Source organism: Aeromonas media, from assembly GCF_020423125.1.
Classification (GTDB): domain Bacteria; phylum Pseudomonadota; class Gammaproteobacteria; order Enterobacterales; family Aeromonadaceae; genus Aeromonas; species Aeromonas media.
The window spans coordinates 4252001-4273280 of sequence record NZ_CP075564.1 but is presented as its reverse complement, the minus strand read 5'-3'; the positions used below and the strand labels follow the sequence as shown (position 1 = coordinate 4273280).

The 21280-nt window shown below is 61.4% G+C and carries 16 protein-coding genes; 9 read left to right on the top strand and 7 right to left on the bottom strand.

All coding sequences use genetic code 11. The features are described 5' to 3' along the window. Window positions 1-40 precede the first annotated feature (40 nt). Complete coding sequence (locus KI797_RS19765; RefSeq protein ID WP_025328693.1) at window positions 41-610, top strand: sigma-70 family RNA polymerase sigma factor; 570 nt, start codon at window positions 41-43, stop codon at window positions 608-610. Continuing rightward, window positions 603-1280, top strand: a complete 678-nt coding sequence (locus KI797_RS19760) for a ChrR family anti-sigma-E factor (RefSeq protein WP_161507695.1) — start codon at window positions 603-605, stop codon at window positions 1278-1280. Before KI797_RS19765 ends, KI797_RS19760 begins: the two co-directional genes overlap by 8 nt. A gap of 63 nt (window positions 1281-1343) precedes the next feature. Here the strand turns inward: KI797_RS19760 and bacA are convergent, their stop codons facing one another. The 6 genes from bacA to galE all read right to left on the bottom strand — a co-directional run bounded on the left by bacA (window position 1344) and on the right by galE (window position 7854). After that, window positions 1344-2159, bottom strand: a complete 816-nt coding sequence (gene bacA / locus KI797_RS19755; RefSeq protein ID WP_161507694.1) for an undecaprenyl-diphosphate phosphatase — start codon at window positions 2157-2159, stop codon at window positions 1344-1346. A gap of 269 nt (window positions 2160-2428) precedes the next feature. Further along, window positions 2429-3424, bottom strand: a complete 996-nt coding sequence (locus KI797_RS19750; protein WP_005328379.1) for an aldo/keto reductase — start codon at window positions 3422-3424, stop codon at window positions 2429-2431. A gap of 132 nt (window positions 3425-3556) precedes the next feature. Then, window positions 3557-4549, bottom strand: a complete 993-nt coding sequence (gene galM, locus KI797_RS19745) for a galactose-1-epimerase (RefSeq protein ID WP_161507693.1) — start codon at window positions 4547-4549, stop codon at window positions 3557-3559. Between the two features lie 48 nt (window positions 4550-4597). Beyond that, on the bottom strand, window positions 4598-5746 hold the full coding sequence (gene galK, locus KI797_RS19740; protein ID WP_161507692.1) for a galactokinase: 1149 nt from the start codon (window positions 5744-5746) through the stop codon (window positions 4598-4600). After that, a complete protein-coding gene (locus KI797_RS19735) occupies window positions 5743-6789 on the bottom strand; it encodes a UDP-glucose--hexose-1-phosphate uridylyltransferase (protein ID WP_226170732.1) in 1047 nt (348 codons plus the stop codon). Before KI797_RS19735 ends, galK begins: the two co-directional genes overlap by 4 nt. A 51-nt stretch (window positions 6790-6840) precedes the next feature. Beyond that, window positions 6841-7854 (bottom strand): UDP-glucose 4-epimerase GalE, encoded by a 1014-nt coding sequence (gene galE, locus KI797_RS19730; protein ID WP_161507690.1) that lies wholly within the window; start codon window positions 7852-7854, stop codon window positions 6841-6843. 217 nt (window positions 7855-8071) lie between these two features. On the opposite strand from galE, the gene KI797_RS19725 reads away from it, so the two are divergent. The 6 genes from KI797_RS19725 to KI797_RS19700 all read left to right on the top strand — a co-directional run bounded on the left by KI797_RS19725 (window position 8072) and on the right by KI797_RS19700 (window position 18296). Beyond that, complete coding sequence (locus KI797_RS19725) at window positions 8072-9076, top strand: substrate-binding domain-containing protein (RefSeq protein ID WP_005328123.1); 1005 nt, start codon at window positions 8072-8074, stop codon at window positions 9074-9076. A gap of 577 nt (window positions 9077-9653) precedes the next feature. Further along, complete coding sequence (locus KI797_RS19720; RefSeq protein ID WP_161507689.1) at window positions 9654-12695, top strand: beta-galactosidase; 3042 nt, start codon at window positions 9654-9656, stop codon at window positions 12693-12695. A 221-nt stretch (window positions 12696-12916) separates the two neighbouring features. Continuing rightward, window positions 12917-13903 (top strand): galactose/glucose ABC transporter substrate-binding protein MglB, encoded by a 987-nt coding sequence (gene mglB, locus KI797_RS19715; protein ID WP_041206574.1) that lies wholly within the window; start codon window positions 12917-12919, stop codon window positions 13901-13903. A 53-nt stretch (window positions 13904-13956) separates the two neighbouring features. Then, on the top strand, window positions 13957-15477 hold the full coding sequence (mglA, locus tag KI797_RS19710) for a galactose/methyl galactoside ABC transporter ATP-binding protein MglA (protein ID WP_043128650.1): 1521 nt from the start codon (window positions 13957-13959) through the stop codon (window positions 15475-15477). A 16-nt stretch (window positions 15478-15493) separates the two neighbouring features. Continuing rightward, entirely contained in the window at window positions 15494-16504 is a 1011-nt protein-coding gene (gene mglC / locus KI797_RS19705) for a galactose/methyl galactoside ABC transporter permease MglC (protein WP_041206572.1), read from the top strand. Between the two features lie 58 nt (window positions 16505-16562). Next, window positions 16563-18296, top strand: coding sequence for a methyl-accepting chemotaxis protein (locus KI797_RS19700; RefSeq protein WP_005333051.1), 1734 nt, complete (start codon window positions 16563-16565; stop codon window positions 18294-18296). Window positions 18297-19101: 805 nt separating this feature from the next. Here the strand turns inward: KI797_RS19700 and KI797_RS19695 are convergent. Beyond that, entirely contained in the window at window positions 19102-19278 is a 177-nt protein-coding gene (locus tag KI797_RS19695; RefSeq protein ID WP_202619469.1) for a hypothetical protein, read from the bottom strand. A 747-nt stretch (window positions 19279-20025) separates the two neighbouring features. Here KI797_RS19695 and arcA point away from each other — a divergent pair. Continuing rightward, window positions 20026-21246, top strand: a complete 1221-nt coding sequence (arcA, locus tag KI797_RS19690; protein ID WP_042078763.1) for an arginine deiminase — start codon at window positions 20026-20028, stop codon at window positions 21244-21246. Window positions 21247-21280: the final 34 nt, after the last annotated feature.

Here is a 21280-nt window from a genome sequence, read left to right as displayed (position 1 = left end):
TGGCCAACCACAATCGGCTCCACGCAGGATATCGCCCCCCATGGACAACCCAGATGGCGATCTGACGTCTCTTCTCATTCGGGTGGCCGAGCATGGCGACAAGGTCGCCTTCGCCACCCTGTTCCACCACTTCGCGCCGCGCATCCGCAGCTATGGGATGCGCCACCTCGGCAGCGAGGCCAACGCCCTCGAGCTGGTGCAGGAAACCATGCTGCTGGTGTGGCAGAAGGCTCGGCTCTATCACCCCGAGAAGGGGGCGCCGACCACCTGGATCTACACCGTCATGCGCAACCAGAGCTTCGACATGCTGCGGCGCCGTCGCGCCAGCAAGGAGGATCTCTGCGCCGAGGAGCTGTGGCCCCTGCTGGAGTTCAGGGCGGAAGAGGAGCACCTGAGCGGTGGTGAAGATGCGGTGCTGACCCGCCAGATGGCAGATTACCTCGCCACCCTGCCGGAGCCGCAACAGCAGGTGGTGCGCGGCATCTATCTGCAGGAGTTTTCCCAGCAGGAGCTGGCCGACAGGCTAGGCGTGCCGCTCGGGACCATCAAGTCACGCCTCCGGCTGGCATTACAGAAACTGAAAGAGCAAGTGGAGCAAGGCCATGATTAAGACCCATCCGACCGAACTCATGTTGCGGGCCTTTGCCGCCGACGAGTTGCCCCTGCCGCTGGCCGTCGGTGTCTCTGCCCATTGCGAGCTCTGCCTCGATTGTGCCGCCCGACTCAAGGGCTGTGAAGAGGAGCTGGCTCGCCAGTATCTGGAGCCGGCAGATCAGCCTGTGGCGATAAGCGAGACCATGCCGCTGGAACTCGACGCCATGCTGGCAGGCATACTGCAACAACCCGTGGCCAGCCCGGCCGAACTCGGCCAACCGGTACGGCCGGCGCCCGAGCTGCGGGTGGCAGGCCAGAGTTACCACCTGCCACGGGTGCTGGCCCGCCACCATGCGCCCAAGTGGCGCCATATCGGGGCCATTCGCCAGCACAGTTTGCCTCTGGACGAGATGGGAGCCCGCGCCAGCCTGCTCCATATCGAGGCGGGCGGGTACATCCCTGAGCATACCCACAAGGGTTATGAACTGACGCTGTTGCTGGGAGGCACCATAGAGGATGGCGACACCCGCTATCAGGCGGGAGATTTCATCTGGCGCGATGCCAGCCATGCCCACAGCCCGCACACCCCGGACGGCTGCCTCTGCTACACGGTGCAGGATGCGCCGGTGCAGTTTACCAAGGGCCTGTCGCGACTGCTCAACGGCATCAGCCATCGCCTCTACTGAGCCATGTCGGACAACAAAAAGGGACCATAAAGGTCCCTTTTTTCATGAGGCAATCCCTCGGGATCAGGCCACGAACACCAGGTAGACGGCGAAGGCTACCACGAAGCGGTAGATGGCGAACGGGATGAAGTCGAGGCGACGGATCAGCGCCAGGAAGGTCTTGATGGCGACCATGGCGACCGCGAAGGCGGTGACGAAGCCCACCGCAAACATGGGGAAGTCGGCCATGGAGAGGAAGTCGCGGCTCTTGTAGAGGTCCAGCCCGCTGGCTGCGATCATCATGGGCACCGCCATGATGAAGGAGAACTCGGCCGCCGCATGGCGACTGATGCCCATCAGCATGCCACCGCTGATGGTGGCGCCGGAGCGGGAGAAGCCGGGCCAGAGCGCCAGGCACTGGAACAGGCCGACGCCGAACGCCTGCTTGTAACTGATGTCGTCCAGAGTCTCGGCGGTCACGGCGGGGCGGAACTTCTCGGCGATGATCAGCAGGATACCGCCGGCCACCAGGGCATACATCACGGTTTCCGGGCCAAAAAGATGGGCCTTGATCCAGCTGTGAATGGCGAGGCCGATGAGCACGGCGGGCAACATGCCGAGGATGATGTGTATCAGGGAGAGGGTGGCATGCCCCTGTACCGGTTTCTGGCCAAAATGGATGCCGATGAGGCCGAACAGGCGGCGCCAGAACATGACCACCACCGCCAGGATGGATCCCAGCTGGATCACCACCTCGAAGGTGGCGGCCTTGGGGCCTTCGAAACCGAGCAGGTGGCCGACGATGATCATGTGGCCGGTGGAGGAAACGGGCAGAAACTCGGTCAGGCCTTCCACTATGCCCAGCACGAAGGCCACAAACAGGGCGTAGGATTCGGTCATGGTACAGATCTCTTGGTTGATGGGTCCGGATAAAATCAGCCCCGATCAGGGTCGGGGCGGCCAATGATGGCGGAAAATCACGCGGGCAACCAGAGAATATTGGGGACTCCTGTGCGGTTTCCGACCCTTGTCTGGCGGCCGGTACTTTCCGCATGGTGCAGGGTCAGGGCGCAGCGGCTTTAGTAGCACTACCTCGGACGTTGTTGCCGCCCCGTCACCTTCTGACATGGCCGCCACGGCCAGTCAGCCGCCCGTGGCGGGTCAATTCGTCATGCCAGCACCGCCAGGATCTGCTGCTGCAGCGCCTCGTCCAGTGGCGGCAGGGCCAGTGCCTCGACCGCGCTCACTATCTGCTGCGGGCTGCTGGCGCCGATCAGGGCGCAGCTCACCACGGGATCGCGCAGCACCCACTGCAATGCCAGCTGTGACAGTGGCTGCCCCCTCTGCTGCGCCAGGGCGTGCAGGGCGCGAATGCGGGCCAGCTTGTCTGCGGTGATCTGGTCGGGCTGGAGAAAGGGGCTGGCGCTGGCGGCGCGGGAATCCGCCGGGATCCCTTCCAGATAGCGATCGCTGAGCAACCCCCCCGCCAGGGGCGAGAAGGCGACCACCCCCATCCCCTGTTCTCGGCAGACCGGCAGGGTCTCGGCCTCGATGTCGCGCTGGAACAGGGAGTATTTGAGCTGGTTGACCAGGCAGGGGGTGCCGAGTTCGGCCAGCCGGGTCGCCGCCTTGGCGGCAAGCTCGGCCGGGTAGTTGGAGAGGCCGACATAGAGCGCCTTGCCCTGGCGTACCATGAGCGCCAGCGCCTGACAGGTCTCCTCCAGCGGGGTGCGGGGATCCGGTCTGTGGTGATAGAAGATGTCCACATAGTCGAGCCCGAGCCGGCGCAGGCTCTGGTGCAGGCTGGCAAACAGGTATTTGGCGCTGCCGCCGTCGCCGTAGGGGCCGTCCCACATCACGTAGCCCGCCTTGCTGGCGATGATGAGCTCGTCTCTGTAGGGGGCCAGACTGCCCTTGAGCACGCCGCCGAAGGTGGTTTCGGCGGAGCCTGGCGGTGGCCCGTAGTTGTTGGCGAGATCGAAGTGGGTGATCCCCAGATCGAACGCCTGATGCACCATGGCCTTCACCCTGGCGGGATCGCTCCCGGCACCAAAGTTGTGCCAGAGCCCGAGGCCGATGCCGGGCAGGCGCAGGCCGTGGCGACCGGCGGCTCTGTAAGCTTGGCGCTGGTAGCGATCCGGCGCGGCGAGGTAGTGATCATCCATGTTTATCAAGGCTCCTGAGTTGGCTCGGTGGACTGTCGTTAGCAAGGGGAGGTGAAGAGCCCCACTCCTCCCCTTCATAAGGGGAGGAGCATCATCGCACCTCCCCTTTTGAAGGGGGGACGGGAGGGGGTCTTAGTCTGTGGGGATCAGACGGTAACGGGTCTGATGGTGATATAGCTGGCCCGGCAGCAACCAGGGGTCGCCGAGCTCCGGCCGGTTCGGGCTGTCCGGCAGTTGCTGCGCCTCCAGGCAGAAACCGTCGTAATCCCGGTATGGCCGGCCGCTGCGGTCCGGCGTGCTGGCCAGCCAGTTGCCGGTGTAGAACTGCAAGGAGGGCTGGTTGGTGTGGACCTCCATCACCAGTTGTTCATCCCCGGACACCACCCGTGCCGCCCACGCCTGTTCGGGGCCGTTCAGCACAAAGGCGTGGTCAAAGCCCTTGGCTTGTTGCTGCTGGGGATGGCTCAGCCAATCCTGGCCGATGAGGCGCTCATTGCGCAGATCGAAGGGACCCTCCACCGGCGCGATGGCGAGCGGCAAACCGCTCTGGTCGGTGGGCAGGAAGCGATCGGCATTGATGCTGATGGCATGATTGCGAATATCGGAGCGCACATCGCTGCCGCCCTGGTGGCCATCGAGATTGAAGTAGGCGTGGCTGGTGAGGCTGACCGGGGTCGGTGCATCCGTGCTGGCCCTGAAGTCGACCACCAGATCCTGCTGCTCCAGCCGGTACTCCAGGGTCACCCGCAAGTTGCCGGGGAAGCCCTGATCTCCCGCTCTTGAGAGCAGCGCCAGCTTGACCCTGTCCGCCTCCTGCTCCTTGATCTGCCAGGGCTGGCGATGGAATCCGTCGCGCCCGCCGTGCAGGCAGTGGGGGGCCTGATTGGCGTCGAGAGACCAGCGTTCGTCCCCTCGCACCAGCTCGGCGCCGCCGATGCGGTTGGCAAAGCGACCCGCTACTGCCCCCAGCCACACCTGCTGGGCGGCATAAGCCTCGTCGGCGCAGCCCAGCAGCACTTCACGGCGCTGGCCAGCTACCGGCAGGCTGAGGGAGGTGAGGGTGGCGCCAAATTCGAGGCCGCGCAGGCGCAGCCCCTCCTCGTTTTCCAGTTCGAATGTTTTCATGGTTTGCCCGTTTCGATGATCGGTGACCTGTCACTCATGTGCTTCCCGTTAGAGCCTGCCCGCCCCGGCGCTGGCGCGGCAGACATAGCAGTCCGCCTGGAGGCCAAACCTGGCCGGATACTCGGCCTCGACCACGGCGATCACCTCGTTCACCCGCTCCGGGCGCAGCAGGGCCACCACGCATCCGCCGAAGCCGCCGCCGGTCATCCGCACACCTCCTTCGCTGCCGATCTGGGCCTTGATGATCTCCACCAGGCCGTCGATAGGGGGTACCGTGATCTCGAAGTCATCGCGCATGGCGGCATGGGATTGACCCATCAGCTCGCCGAGGCGCACCAGATCGCCGCTCGCCAGGGCGTCGGCGGCGGCCAGGGTGCGGGCATTCTCCCCCACCACGTGGCGGGCACGGCGGTAGCAGGCCTCGTCCAGCCCGGCCTTGCCCGCTTCCAGCGCGGCCAGATCCAGGTCACGCAGCGCCTTGACCCCGTAGTGACGGGCGGCGGTCTCGCACTGCTGGCGGCGGGTGTTGTATTCGCTGTCCACCAGGCCGCGGCGCACGTTGGAGTTGACGATCAGCACCGCCAGATCAGTGGGCATGGGGATGAGGCGGGTCTCCAGGGTGCGGCAGTCCAGCAACAGGGCATGATCCCGTTCGCCGCTGGCGGAGATCATCTGATCCATGATGCCGCAGTTGCAGCCGACGAACTGGTTCTCCGCCTGCTGGCCGTTGAGGGCAATCTCGGCCTGGCTGATGGCAAGCCCCTGGGCTTCCTTGAAGGCCTGGCCGATGGCCACCTCTAGGGAGGCGGACGAGGAAAGGCCGGTGCCCTGGGGCACGTTGCCGGAGACCACCAGGTTGAGGCCGCGCAGGGCATGGCCACGGGCCTGAAGGTGTTTCACCACGCCGCGGATGTAGTCGCTCCAGCGCTGGTCCGGGTGATGGGTGATGGGCTTGTCCAGGCTGAACAGATCCCGCTGGTTGCCGTAGTCGGCGGCGATCACGTGCACCAGGTTGTCGCTGCGCCGGCCGATGGCGACGCAGGTCTCGTAGTCGATGGCACAGGGCAGCACGAAGCCGTCGTTGTAGTCGGTGTGCTCGCCGATGAGGTTGACGCGGCCGGGGGCGCGCACCAGCAGGTCGGGTTGTTGCTCAAACTGCTCGGCAAACACGGCGCTGACGCGTTGGCTGGGGGTCATGGGGTCACCTCATTGGCTTTGTAATGAACGGGGGAGAGGGAACGCAGGCGCTCGGCGGCTTGTTCCGGCGTCAGGTCCCGCTGGGTTTCGGCCAGCATCTCGAAGCCCACCATGAACTTGCGCACGGTGGCGGAGCGCAGCAGGGGCGGGTAGAAGTGGGCGTGCAACTGCCAGGCCTCGGGGCAGTCCGAGTTCGGCGGCGCGAAGTGCCAGCCCATGGAGTAGGGGAAGCTGCACTCGAACAGGTTGTCGTAGCGGCTGGTGAGCTCCTTGAGCGCCACCGCCAGATCTTCTTGCTGCTCCTGGGTGAGATCCAGCATTGAGGGCACATGGGCCTTGGGCAGCAGCAGGGTTTCGAACGGCCAGGCCGCCCAGAAGGGCACCACTGCCAGCCAGTGTACGGTCTCCACCACGATGCGGGTGCGGTCTTGCAGCTCGCGCTCTACATAGTCCAGCAGCAGCGGGCGGCCGTGCTCGGCCAGCCAGGTGCGCTGGTGCTGCTCTTCGCGGGCTATCTCGTTGGGCAGGAAGTCGCTGCCCCACAACTGGCCATGGGGGTGGGGGTTGGAGCAGCCCATGACGGCGCCCTTGTTCTCGAACACTTGCACCCATTCCCACTGGCTCGACAGCTCGGCGACCTGGTTCATCCAGGTGCGGATCACCGCCTCGATGGCGGGCAGCGCCAGTTCGGGCAGGGTCTTGCCGTGATCCGGCGAGAAGCAGATGACCCGGCTGGTGCCGCGGGCGGCTTCCAGCTTGAGCAGGGGATCCTGCTCGCCGCCGGCGGCCGGGGTGTCCTGCATCAGGGCGGCGAAGTCGTTGGTGAAGACGAAGGTGTCCCGATAGTCGGGGTTCTGGTCGCCGGTGACGCGCTTGTTGCCGGCGCAGAGGAAGCAGTCCGGATCGTGGGACTGGCTCGGTGCCTGGCTTATTTTTTCGACCTGACCCTGCCAAGGGCGCTTGGCCCTGTGGGGGGAGACCAGCACATACTGGCCGGTCAGCGGGTTGAAACGGCGGTGGGGGTGATCAACAGGGTTGAACATCATCACTCCAGTCAATGAGTTGAGAAAATCGTAACGGGCAGGCCGGCAGGCCTACTCCTCGTAACCGTTCGGGTTGGCGGACTGCCAGCGCCAGCTGTCGGCGCACATGGTCGCGAGATCCCGGGTGGCATGCCAGCCCAGTTCGCGCTGTGCCTTGGCGGGATCGGCCCAGCATTCGGCGATGTCGCCCGGGCGTCTGGGTTCGATGCGATAAGGCAGTGGCTTGCCGCAGGCGGCTGAGAACGCGGCCACCATCTGCAGCACGCTCTGGCCCTGGCCCGTGCCCAGGTTGTAAGGGTGGATGCCGCCTCGCCCCGCGCAGTGGTACAGCGCCTTGACGTGCCCCTCGGCAAGATCCATCACATGGATGTAGTCGCGTACCCCGGTGCCGTCCGGAGTGTTGTAATCGTTTCCAAAGACCGAGAGGCAGTCGCGACGGCCGATGGCCACCTGGGTGATATAGGGCATCAGATTGTTGGGGATGCCCTGGGGATCTTCCCCCAGGGTGCCGGACTCGTGGGCGCCGACCGGGTTGAAGTAGCGCAGCAGGGTCATGCTCCAGTGGGGCTCGGCAGCCTGCAGATCCTCGAGGATCTCCTCGATGATCAGCTTGGAGCGGCCATAGGGGTTGGTGGCGCTGCGCGGGAAATCTTCCCGGATGGGGGTGCTGGCCGGGTCGCCGTAGACGGTGGCCGAGGAGCTGAACACCAGGTTGTGAACCCCGGCGCGCTTCATCGCCTGCAGCAGCACCAGGGTGCCGCTCAGGTTGTTTTCATAGTATTCGAGGGGGATCCGGGTCGATTCGCCGACCGCTTTCAGGGCGGCGAAGTGGATCACGGCGTCGATCTGCTGCTCGGCGAAGATGCTGTCCAGCAGGGCCGGGTCACGGATGTCCCCCTGATAGAAGCGGGGCAGCTGCCCGCTGATGGCGGCGACCCGTGTCAGCACGGCGGCCTTGCTGTTGCAGAGGTTGTCCACCACCACGGGTTCCATGCCTGCCGCCTGCAAGGCCAGACAAGTGTGGCTGCCGATATAGCCGCAACCGCCGGTCACCAGTACTCTCATCCTCTTCTCCACCGTTCGCGCCTCACGCAAGGAAAGCCTGAGCAGGAGTCTAGCCGAGGGGCTGGCGGGTAAACTGTGAACCGGTTAACAAATAGATGGAAACGTTTACATATCCTTATATGGCGATAAATGCATCGACATGGCTTTCCCCCCTGTTATCAGTGACATTGCTCGGTATAATGGCGCCATATCGAACCGTGAAATAAGTGAAAACAGCATGAGCACCATCAAGGATGTCGCCCGTTTGGCCAACGTATCGGTGGCAACGGTTTCACGGGTGATGAACAACTCACCCAAGGCCAGTGCCGCCTCCCGCGAGGTGGTGCAGAAGGCCATGGCCGAACTGGGCTACACCCCCAACGCCAACGCCCGGGCCCTGGTCAGCCAGACCTGCGACACCATGGGCGTGGTGGTCGGTGACGTGGCAGATCCCTTCTTCGGGGCTCTGGTCAAGGGGGTCGCCGGGGTGGCGGTGGAACAGGGGCTGCACCTGCTGATGGGAAATGGTTTTCACCGCGCCCAGCAGGAGCGGGAAGCCATCGATCTGCTGATCGGCAAGCGCTGCGAGGCGCTGGTGGTGCACAGCAAGGCGCTCAGCGACGAGGAGCTCATCGATTATGCCCTGCGGGCCCCTGGCATGGTGCTGATCAACCGCGACATTCCGGGTCTGAGGGGCCGCTGCATCGCCCTCAACAACCGGCAGGGGGCCGCCACCGCGACCCGCCATCTGCTGGAACTGGGGCATCGCCACATCGCCTTCCTCAGTTCGGATCATGCCATCGAGGATGCCATGCTGCGCCATCAGGGTTATCAGGATGCCCTGGCCGAGGCGGGTCTGAGCGCCGATCCCGAGCTGGTGGAGAGCGGCATGCCCAATGAAGAGGGCGGTGAGCGCGCCATGCTCAACCTGCTGGCCAAGGGGTTGCCCATCACGGCGGTGGTGGCCTACAACGATGCCATGGCGGCAGGCGCCATCTCGGTACTGGCAGACAATGGTCTCAAGGTGCCTGAAGAGGTCTCGGTGGTGGGCTTCGATGACATTATCTATGCCAGATACCTGAGGCCCAAGCTCTCCACCATGCGTTATCCCATCGAACTGATGGCCGCCCAGGCCGCCAAGCTGGCGTTGCAACTCGCCGCAGGGGAGAGCGAGACGGTGCAGAGTCGGATCTACACCCCGACCCTTATCAACCGCCACTCGGTGGCGCCCGTCAGGCTCTGATCGTTGCGTCTCCTTGCCGCCGTCATGGCGGTGGCGTGACGGCGGTTGGGGCATGTCTACTGGCTCATGCTGCTGCTAAGCGCCCCAGTCTCTAATCAACCGCCACTCGGTCGTACCCATCGGGTGTGCCCTCTGCCTCTGTCATGGCGGTGGAGTGGGGACTGAGGCACCGATAGACGCCCACGCCCCTGTTCAACTGCCGCTTGATGGCGCCCGCCTGTCTCTGCTCAACCGCCTTCCGATGGCATTCTCCAGACTCTGAAGGTGATGTTTCTTGCCGCCTTCTGACGGTGGATTGGGGGCAGTTGAGTGGCAGCCTCTGATGACTCGTCCTAAAAGTTTCCATTCGAAACTCAATATATCTCTCTTTTTCCACGGTTCCCCCGTCCGGATCATCCTGTTTCAGCCTGACTATTCTACGGAGCGATCTTTTACCCTCATTTAGCTAATTTTTACTCTGTTTTACTTAACAAAACAGGTGTAATCGTTTACATCTGTGTGAGCGGGATCGCCGATCATCGGGCAAAACTCCCCTACACTGCATGCGTTATCGGCGTTCATGCAGGGAGAGAGAAGAATGCTCAGGGAGATAGTGGCCCGTCAGGACTGGCAGACCCAGGCGATTACCTCGGTGAATCGTCTGCCTGCCCATACCCCCTTGTTCAGCTGGCGCAGCGAGACCGATGCCCGTGCCGGGCTCCCTTCGCCGTCCCGCATCCTGCTCGACGGCGACTGGCGTTTCTCCTTCTTCGGAGCCCCCGAGCTGGTGCCCGAGGAGTGGCTGAACGAGGATCTGCCCGACTCGACCCTCATCAGGGTACCTGGCAACTGGCAACTGCAGGGGTTTGATCGCCCCATCTATACCAACATCAAGTACCCCTTCCCCTGCGATCCGCCCCGGGTGCCGGCAGAGAATCCCACCGGCTGTTATTCCCGCGAGTTTGAACTGTCCACCGACTGGCTGGCCAGCGGTCAGACCCGCATCATCTTCGACGGGGTGGACAGCGCCTTCCATCTGTTCTGCAACGGCCGCTGGGTCGGTTACTCCCAGGACAGCAGGCTGCCCGCCGAATTCGATCTCGGTGACTTCCTGCAGGCAGGCACCAACCGGCTGGCCGTGCTGGTGCTGCGCTGGTCCGATGGCTCCTATCTGGAGGATCAGGACATGTGGCGCATGAGCGGCATCTTCCGCTCTGTCAGCCTGTTGCACAAACCCGAGCGCCGGCTGCTGGACGTGCGGCTGACCCCGGTGCTGGACGCCTGCTACCGGGATGCCCGTCTCAAGGTGGCGCTGCAGGTCAATGAAGGCGCCGGGCTGGCGGTGGAGGCGAACCTCTATTTCGGTGAGCAGCCGGTTGCCCGCCTGCATCAGCCCCTCGGTACCGGCCCCATCGACGAGAAGGGTGCCTACACAGACAGAGCCGAGCTGTGGCTGGAGGTCGCGGCTCCCCACAAGTGGAGCGCCGAGACGCCGCATCTGTATCGACTGACCCTGACCCTGCTGGACGAGCAGGACGAGCCCATCGAGAGCGAGGCCCATGACGTGGGTTTTCGGGCGGTGGAGATCAAGGGCGGCTTGCTGAGGGTCAACGGCCAACCGCTGCTCATTCGCGGCGCCAATCGCCACGAACACGATCCCGCCTTGGGCCATGTGGTGACCCCGGCCGCCATGGAGCAGGATTTGCGGTTGATGAAGCAGCACAACTTCAACGCGGTGCGCTGCTCCCACTACCCTAATCATCCCGAGTTCTACCGACTGTGTGACCGGCTCGGCCTCTATGTGGTGGACGAGGCGAACCTGGAGACCCACGGCATGACCCCCATGGGGCGGCTGGCACAGGATCCCGCCTGGAGCAACGCCTTCCTCGAGCGGGTCACCCGCATGGTGGCGCGTGACTTCAATCACCCCAGCATCATCATCTGGTCGCTGGGCAACGAATCCGGCTATGGTCCGGCCCATGACGCCATGTACCAGTGGGTCAAACGGGCCGATCCGAGCCGCGCGGTCCAGTACGAAGGGGGTGGAGCCGATACCCCGGCCACCGACATCATCTGCCCCATGTATGCCCGCACCCATCAGGATCAGCCTTTCCCGGCTGTGCCCAAGTGGGCGCTGGCCAAGTGGATAGGTCTGCCGGAAGAGACCCGACCGCTGATCCTCTGCGAATATGCCCACGCCATGGGCAACAGCCTGGGGGGTTACGCCCACTACTGGCAGGCGTTTCGCGATCATCCCCGTCTGCAAGGCGGTTTCGTGTGGGATTGGGTGGATCAGGGGCTAGACAAGATGGCCGATGATGGTCGTCATTTCTGGGCCTATGGCGGTGATTTCGGCGATCTTCCCAACGATCGCCAGTTCTGCTGCAACGGCCTGCTGTTCCCCGATCGTACGCCGCATCCCGCCTTGTTCGAGGCGAAGCGGGCCCAGCAACCCTTCGTGCTGTCCTTGGTAGGCCAGAAGCCGCTGACGGTGGAGGTCCATAGCGAATATCTGTTCCGCCCCACGGACAACGAAGTGCTGCGCTGGCAACTGCTGGAGGACGGAGTGGTGCTGAGCCAGGGCGAGTGCCCGCTCGCGCTCGCGCCTCAGGGACGGGCAATGCTGACCCTGCTGGAGCGGCTGCCCGGCTTTGCCGCGGGCGCCCTCGCCTGGCTGGATCTGGCCATAGTGCAGCCCACCGCCACGGCCTGGGCCGGGGCGGGTCACGAGGTGGCGCGCCAGCAATGCATGCTGCCGACTCCTCTGGCCATGCCCGTTACCCGGGCTCCCGCCCCCTTGAGCGAGCAGCCTGACCACTGGCTGGTGCGTGCTGCAGGCAGCGAGTGGCGGCTGGACAAGGCCAGCGGCCGTATCAGCAGTTGGCAGAAGCAGGGCCGTGAACAGCTGCGTGACGTCATCGCCGATCACTTCTACCGGGCGTCACTTGACAACGACATTGGCACCAGCGAGGCGGATCACGCGGATCCCAATGCCTGGATTGCCCGCTGGCAGGAGGCCGGGCTCAATGATCTGCAGCACCGCTGCCTCGGCCTGGAGGCGAGCCCGGCTCAGGGTCTCATCACGGTGCTTCATGGCTACTTCGTGGCCGACGAGCTGAAGATACTGACCCGCTGGCACCACAGGTTCGATGCCGATGGCGTCATGACGCTGCACATCGAGGTGGAGATCGCTGCCGACATGCCGTCGCTGCCCCGCATCGGCGCCAGGCTCTGGCTGGCCGGCGAGGTCGACGAAGTGAGCTGGCTGGGGCGCGGTCCCCACGAGAACTACCCGGACAGGCTGCTTGCCGCCGACCTCCATCGCTGGCAGCTGCCGATTGCGGCCCTGCACACCCCCTATGTGTTCCCGACCGACAACGGATTGCGTTGCGATACCCGTCAGCTGCGGCTCGCAGAGGTGAGCATCGAGGGCAAGTTCCACTTCAGCGTCAGCCACTACAGCCAGCAACAGCTTGCCCAGGCCCGTCATCAGACCGATCTGGTGGCCCAGGGGGGAGTGCACCTCTGTCTGGATGGTTTCCACATGGGTGTAGGGGGCGATGACTCCTGGAGCCAGAGCGTGCGGCCTGAATTCTGGTTGTTGCCTGGAAGTTACAGCTGGAACTGCATTTTTCGCTAGATGGACTAGTCTTGGATGGTGAGGCTTCGAAGGAGGCCTTAACTTACATAACTATTTAATTTTTAACAATATTGCTTCTATGTAACAGAGTGTAAACGTTTTCATTTTGTTGCCATGATCACAGACCGTCACACAACAAACTGATTACATTAGGCTGGCGCCAGTTCAAACGGTGTACAGCATTCCCTACAAAAACAGATATTAGAGATCGGAGCATAACAATGAAAAAACTCACGACAGTTGCCACCTTGCTGATGGGACTGATGGCGGGAGCCCAAGCCCAAGCCGATACCCGTATTGGTGTCACCGTCTACAAGTATGACGACAACTTCATGGCGGTAGTGCGCAAGGCCATCGAGAAGGAAGCGGTTGCCAATCCCGGTGTGGAGCTGCTGATGAATGACTCTCAGAATGACCAGTCCAAGCAGAACGACCAGATCGACGTGCTGCTGGCCAAGGGCGTGAAGGCGCTGGCCATCAACCTGGTTGACCCGGCTGCGGCCCCTGTCGTGATCGAGAAAGCCCGTGCCGACGAGATCCCCGTGGTGTTCTACAACAAGGAACCGAGCGCGGCCGATCTGGCCAGCTATGACAAGGCCTACTACGTGGGTACCGACTCCAAGGAGTCAGGGATCATCCAGGGCCAGCTGATCGCCAAGCACTGGAAGGCACACCCGGAGTGGGATCTGAACAAGGATGGCGTCATCCAGTTCGTGCTGCTCAAGGGCGAGCCGGGCCACCCGGATGCGGAAGCCCGTACCACCTACGTCGTCAAGACCCTGAATGACGGCGGCGTCAAGACCGAACAGCTGCACATGGATACCGGTATGTGGGATACCGCCATGGCGAAAGACAAGATGGACGCCTGGATCTCCGGCCCCAACGCCAACAAGATCGAAGTGGTCATCGCCAACAACGACGGCATGGCAATGGGTGCTGTTGAATCCCTGAAAGCCCAGGGCAAGACTGCCATCCCGGTGTTCGGCGTCGATGCCCTGCCGGAAGCGCTGGCCATGGTCAAGAGCGGTGCCATGGCGGGTACAGTGCTGAACGACGCGGCCAACCAGGCCAAGGCGACCTTCGAGCTGACCAAGAATCTGGCTGAGGGCAAGCCGGCCGGTGAAGGCACCAACTGGAAGATCGACAACAAGGTCGTGCGTGTTGCCTATGTGGGCGTAGACAAAGACAACCTGTCCCAATTCGAGTAATTCCTCCCCTCAGGGCAAGGGAGATCCCCTTGCCCTTTTTTCAACCAGATGTGATGGCTGATATGACAACACGGCAACAATCAGAATGGCTGTTGGAGATGATTGACGTCAGTAAGAGCTTTCCTGGCGTCAAGGCACTCGATAATGTCAATTTACGGGTCCGTCCTCATTCTGTGCATGCGTTGATGGGCGAGAATGGCGCAGGGAAGTCCACGCTGCTCAAGTGCCTGTTCGGCATCTACGAGAAGGATCAGGGCAAGATCTTCTTCAAGGGCGAGGAGATCAACTTTACCTCTTCCAAAGAGGCGCTGGAGAATGGCGTATCCATGGTGCACCAGGAGCTGAACCTGGTATTGCAACGCACCGTGATGGACAACATGTGGCTCGGTCGCTACCCCACCAAGGGCTGGTTCATCGACCACGGCAAAATGTATGACGACACCAAGCGCATCTTCGACGAACTGGACATCGACATAGACCCAAGGGTCAAGGTCGGCACCCTCTCCGTCTCCCAGATGCAGATGATCGAGATCGCCAAGGCATTCTCCTATGACGCCAAGATCGTCATCATGGACGAACCCACCTCCTCCCTGACCGAGAAAGAGGTCAACCACCTCTTCAAGATCATCAACAAGTTGAAGGACAAGGGGTGCGGCATCGTCTACATCTCCCACAAGATGGAGGAGATCTTCCAGCTCTGTGACGAGATCACCATATTGCGGGATGGCCAGTGGGTGGCGACTCAGCCGCTCGAGGGTATGACCATGGATCAGATCATCGGCATGATGGTCGGTCGTGAGTTGACCCAGCGCTTCCCGGAGAAAACCAACCAGCCGAAAGAGGTGATCCTCGAAGTCGAGCGCCTGACGGCCAAGAATCAGCCTTCCATCAAGGACGTGAGCTTCAACCTGCACAAGGGGGAGATCCTCGGCATCGCCGGTCTGGTGGGGGCCAAGCGCACCGACATCGTCGAGACCCTGTTCGGTATCCGCGATCACAGCGACGGTGTCATCAAGCTGCACGGCAAGGAAGTCGCCAATCGCAACGCCCATGAGGCGATCCAGAACGGCTTCGCCCTGGTGACGGAAGAGCGCCGCTCCACCGGGATCTACTCCCGTCTCGACATCGCCTTCAACTCCCTGATCGCCAACATGGACAACTACAAGGGATCCATGGGGCTGCTCAGCGACAACAAGATGAAGAGCGATACCCAGTGGGTCATCGACTCCATGCGAGTCAAGACACCGACCCAGCAGACACAGATTGGCTCCCTCTCCGGGGGCAACCAGCAGAAGGTGATCATAGGCCGCTGGCTGCTGACCCAGCCGGAGATCCTGATGCTGGATGAGCCGACCCGGGGCATAGACGTGGGCGCCAAGTTCGAGATCTACCAGCTCATCCTGGAGCTGGCGAAGAAGGACAAGGGGATCATCATCATCTCGTCTGAAATGCCCGAGTTGCTGGGGATCACCGACCGCATCATGGTCATGAGCAATGGCCGGGTCGCCGGGATCGTCAATACCAAAGAAACTGACCAGAGCGAGATACTGCGCCTGGCATCTCTGTACCTCTAGAGACAGGAAGACATTTATGGAGTCGGCTAAAAATTTCAATCTGATGCAGGCGCTCAAGGAAAACGCCATCTACCTGGTGCTGCTGGTGCTGCTCATGGTTATCGTGATCCAGGAGCCATCCTTCCTGAGTCTCACCAACCTCAGCAACATCCTGACTCAGTCCTCGGTGCGGGTCATCATCGCCCTCGGGGTGGCGGGGATCATCATCACCCAGGGGACGGACCTGTCGGCCGGTCGTCAGGTCGGTCTGGCGGCGCTGATCGCGGCCACCATGCTGCAGGCCCTGACCAACGTTAACAAGGTGTTCCCCAGTCTGGGTGAAGTACCCATTCCGGCGGTGATCCTGTTGGTCTGTGCTGTGGGTGCGCTGATCGGTCTGGTCAACGGCCTGATCGTGGCCTACCTGAACGTGACGCCCTTCATTACCACTCTGGGCACCATGATCATCGTCTACGGCATCAACTCCCTCTATTTTGATTCGGTGGGTGCCTCTCCGGTGGCTGGCTTCGACCCTCGCTTCTCCAGCTTCGCGCAGGGCTTTATCCGGATAGGAGGATTCAAGCTTTCGTACCTGACCTTCTATGCGGCCATCGCCAGCGTCTTCGTCTGGGTGCTGTGGAACAAGACCCGCTTTGGCAAGAACATCTTTGCCATCGGCGGCAACCCGGAAGCTGCCAAGGTCTCCGGCGTCAACGTGGCGGTCAATCTGGTGATCATCTACGCCCTGGCCGGTGTCTTCTACGCCTTCGGCGGCATGCTGGAAGCAGGCCGGATCGGCAGCGCCACCAACAACCTCGGTTTCATGTATGAACTCGATGCCATCGCGGCCTGCGTGGTGGGCGGTGTCTCCTTTGCCGGTGGTGTAGGGACTGTCGCCGGTGTCATCACCGGGGTACTCATCTTTACCCTGATCAACTATGGTTTGACCTATATCGGGGTCAGCCCCTACTGGCAGTTCATCATCAAGGGCGGCATCATCATTCTGGCGGTTGCCCTAGACTCAATGAAGTACGCCAAGAAGAAGTAAGCATTTGCAGAAAGGGCCGGTCATGTTCCGGCCCTTTCTATTTGGAGGGACCCACCCCATGCCATTCAAAGTCAAAATCAACGTTCTGCTGCTGCTCGCCATCCTGGTCACCATCGGCACCGCCTGGTTCAGCGTCAATCACTTCATCAGTGGCTACATCCGCACCCAGGCGACCCAGAACATCAACGAGCAGATCACCCTGGTCAAGGAGAAGCTGGCCGGTGACATCAACCAGAAGGTGCTGCTGGCGGCGAATCTCAACCTCGGGGTGACCAGCGTCAAGAAGGCGCTGCAGGAGACCGGTTTTCACAACATCGTCAAGCTGATCGGTGACATGGCGTTCGACGTGAACGGGGTCATCGACGACAAGGCCAGGGTCGAGGCTCTGCGCAAGCTGATCCCCGCCGCCAACAACCAGATCACCGTCAGCCCGCTGGAGCAACTGGACGGCAAGCCGGTGATCTCCATCCTGGTACCCCGTGGTGCCGATTCCGCCTATCTCTATTACCTCGACATGAGCGAGTTCAAGGCGCTGCTGGCGAAGGTGAGCGGGGAGGGGCGTTACTTCTCCCTGAGCGACAGTCAGGGCCAGGTACTCTACAGCAGCAAGCCCCAGGGAGAGACGGAGAGCCGTCCCAACAAGCTGGATATCCGCGGTAGCAGCTGGACCCTGACCGGCTATATCGATCTCGACTACATCCGGGCCATGACCCAGGCGCTCAACGGCAAGATCACCCTGGCCCTGCTTGGGGTGGCTGCCCTGGTGCTGGTGATCTCCATGGTGGCTCTCAACCTGGCCTATCGCCCCATCCTCTCCCTGCGCGATCTGGTGCAGGAGCTGTCCCGGGGCAGTGGTGATCTGACCCGCCGGCTGACGGTGACCAGCACGGACGACCTCGGCCAGATCTCGGCCGGCATAAACCGCTTCATCGAGCGGTTGCAGGAAATGATGGGAGAGGTGCGCCAGGCCAGCGGCCAGCTCAATGAGGGGATCTCGGGTCTGGCCAGGCAAACGGGGTCGGCCCAGGGGCTGCTGGCCGAGCATGTGCGGGAGACGGAACAGGTCGTCACCGCCATCAACGAGATGAGCCGCACCGCCGTCTCGGTGTCGGAGAGCGCCGCCAGTACGGCCCAGCTGACCGGTCAGAGCCAGCAGTTGGCGAGCCAATCACGCCGGGTGGTGGATCAGGCCATGGCCAGCGTCACCGCGCTGGTAACGGAGGTGGAAGCCACCGCCCACTCCATCACCGCCATGCAGCAGGATGTGCAGCAGATAGGCTCCATCCTGGGGGTCATCGGCGGCATCGCCGAGCAGACCAACCTGTTGGCGCTCAACGCCGCCATCGAGGCCGCCCGGGCCGGTGAGCAGGGGCGCGGGTTTGCCGTGGTCGCCGATGAGGTGCGATCCCTGGCGGGTCGTACCCAGAAGAGCACCGCCGAGATCCAGACCATGCTGACCCGGTTGCAGCGGGGGACCCAGACCGTGGTAGCGGCCATGGGGAACACCCGGCAGAGCTGTCAGGATGCGGCAGAGAACACCAGCAAGGTGAATGCGTCGCTGGATCTGATGGCGGGGGAAGTGGTGGAAATCAACGATCTCATCAGCCACATCGCCACCGCGGCGGAGCAGCAGAGCGCGGTTGCCGAAGAGATCAACCGCAACATGAGCGCCATCGCCGAGGTGATCACCCAGCTCAAGGGCAATGGCGAGAGGACGGTGGAGAGCTCGACCTCCATGCAGCACACCTATGACAGGCTGCGGGAGATAGTGGGGCACTTCCGGCTGGAGTAAGGTCGGCTGGACTGGTGATGGGCACCCTGGCCGCCGTGGTCAGGGTGGCAGCTCACCGGGAAAGCGTGAAAAATTCCCAAAAAAGATGGGGGCGACTTGCGTCGCCCCCGATAGTCTTATCGCTCATATCCTTGAACGAAGTTGCTCCCTGCAATCCCTGACTATACCTCTTCCTTTAGGTTTCCCCTTCCCAATCCTTTGGGGTGTCCTTTAGCCATCATGGCCTGACGAGTCATCCGTTCCCGTCGCACTTTCTCCGTCCTGGGAGGTGTCCTTTACCACATCCTGTGGTGAGTCCATTTGCCCAACCCTGGCAGCCAGTCTTCCTGACCGACTTCATTGCGTCCGTGCAGGAGTAACTATAAGGATTTCGTGGAGGACGACAACGGCATGCTGAAAAACGTTTTTTCGAAACTCGTTTCTCGAGAAATGATAATGATCATATTTCTTTTAAAATCATGGTTTTGTGATTTTTAAGTGCGGTTTTTTTGCTCTGCTTTTCCGACTATGGCGAGAATTTTTGAGGCGCTTCACTTACGCCATCTATGGCGAATGTCTCACGGCTCGTTTAACTGAGGTTCAGAAAAGTCACCAGGGTCAGAGTCGATTGCGGATAGGCGAGCCGGGGCCGACAGCATTCAGGGGCAGGGGTACCTGTGCCAGGTTGGGTTGAGGGGGGGGACACGGAGGGTTGCATGGGGTTGCTGGCCGGAAGTGGCTGACAGGAGCTGGCTATCGGGGGAGAGGTATACCGGCGTGGGACGCTGACAAGCCAGGAGGAGGGATCCTCCCCCTGGGGGCAGTATCAGTGATGTTGCTGACCACCATACCATTGGCACAGGTAGGCGGGCACCAGCATCTGTGGGGCTTGGTCAACATGGCACACCACCAGCGGCATGGCGGGAGCACCCTGGGCCTGAACCATAGCCGGGACCATGGGTAGAACCAGGGCGACGAGCAGAAACAGCGATTTGATCTTCATGGTTATCTCCTTGGTGATAGAAAAACAGCGTGATCCTGATCACTTTCTGAGTTAAGGCGAACCGGGGAGCTGCGCAAGGTGGCGCAATAAATTCAACTAATGAAAAAACTTTAAAACCTGGATGCAATGGGCCTGGTGAGAAAAGCATCGTCAGGATGCGATCAGAATGCATATCCATATAAAGGAGATGTGATGAGCACCCTGATACGGAGGGCTGTCCGTGCGGGTTGGGGCCGATGCCATGATCTGGGACAAGAGATGGATTATTCAGGCGAAGGGATGCAGATGACTATTTATGTGGTGAGGTAAGGGAGCATTTATGAGGATAAATGCATGGATGAACGCATAAAATTCAAAAAAAAATAACAAAAATGCATGCATTTGATTTTATTGGTTATTTTTAATTTCTCATATCCATTTATAGATATCACACATGAATGAAAACGCTATCTTTATGAAATAAATACTGTCTTTATTGCGTAATAATGCGGTCAGCATTAATGGGTAAATGTCATTTATGTAAACTCCATCATAAATTAACTCCTGATTTTATTCAGTCTCGAGTGAATGTGATCAATGTCCAAGTTTGCGTTGATTGCTAGTCCTAACCTCTGTAACGAAAGGCAAGGGCAGGATAGAACACAAGCTGATTACCCTACATAAAGAATATCCCGCCTTAGCCACGAGCCAGAATAGAAGGAATCTATTCAATCACTCGCAGGGACCACTGCTAGACGGAATATAATCATGAGCAAATTTTATGTAGGTTCTGAAGTTGGCCAATTGCGTCGTGTCATGTTGCATCGCCCCAACCTCAGTCTGAAGCGTCTGACCCCCTCCAACTGCCAGGACCTGCTGTTTGACGATGTCCTGTCGGTTGAACGTGCCGGTCAGGAGCACGACAAATTCGCTCAGGTACTGCGCGATCAGAATGTCGAAGTCTTCCTGCTGACCAACCTGCTGGCCGAGACCCTGGATGTACCGGAAGCCAAAACCTGGCTGCTGCAACATCAGGTGTCCGACTATCGCCTCGGCACTGCCCTGGCCAACGACGTGCGCTGCTTCCTGGCGGACATGCCTCACCGCGAGCTGGCCCGCATCCTCTCCGGTGGTCTGACCTACTCAGAGATGCCCTACAGTGGCGTCAACATGGTGGTCGGCATGCACGCCCCGACCGATTTCATCATCGAGCCGCTGCCCAACCACCTCTTCACCCGTGACACCTCCTGCTGGGTTTATGGCGGCGTCTCCATCAACCCCATGGCCAAGGCCGCCCGTCGCCGCGAGACCAACCATGTGAAGGCCATCTACCGCTGGCACCCGCAGTTTGCCGGTCAGGACTTCATCAAGTACTTCGGTGATGAGGATCGTGACTACGACAACTCCACCATCGAAGGGGGCGACGTTCTGGTCATCGGCCGTGGCGCCGTGCTGATCGGCATGTCCGAGCGCACCACGCCGCAAGGTGTCGAGCACCTGGCCCGCGGCCTGTTCAAGCACGGCCAGGCCAAGCAGGTCATCGCCATGCAACTGCCGAAACACCGTAGCTGCATGCACCTCGATACCGTCATGACCCACATGGACATAGACACCTTCTCCGTCTATCCGGAGGTCATCCGCAAGGATGTGAACTGCTGGAGCCTGACCCCGGGCGGCGCCACCGGCATGAACATCAAGGAAGAGGGCTACTTCGTGACCGCCATCGAGAAGGCGCTGGGCGTGGATCAGCTCAAGCTCATCACTACTGGTGGTGACAGCTTCGAGGCCGAGCGCGAGCAGTGGAACGATGCCAACAACGTGCTGACCGTGCGCCCCGGCGTGGTCGTGGGTTACGAGCGCAACACCTACACCAACGAGAAATACGACAAGGCCGGTATCACAGTGCTGCCCATCCCGGGTGAAGAGCTGGGACGTGGCCGCGGCGGCGCCCGCTGCATGAGTTGCCCGATGGAACGTGACGGCATCTAACTAGACGGCGTGGCGCCGGCAGAGGTTGGCGCCA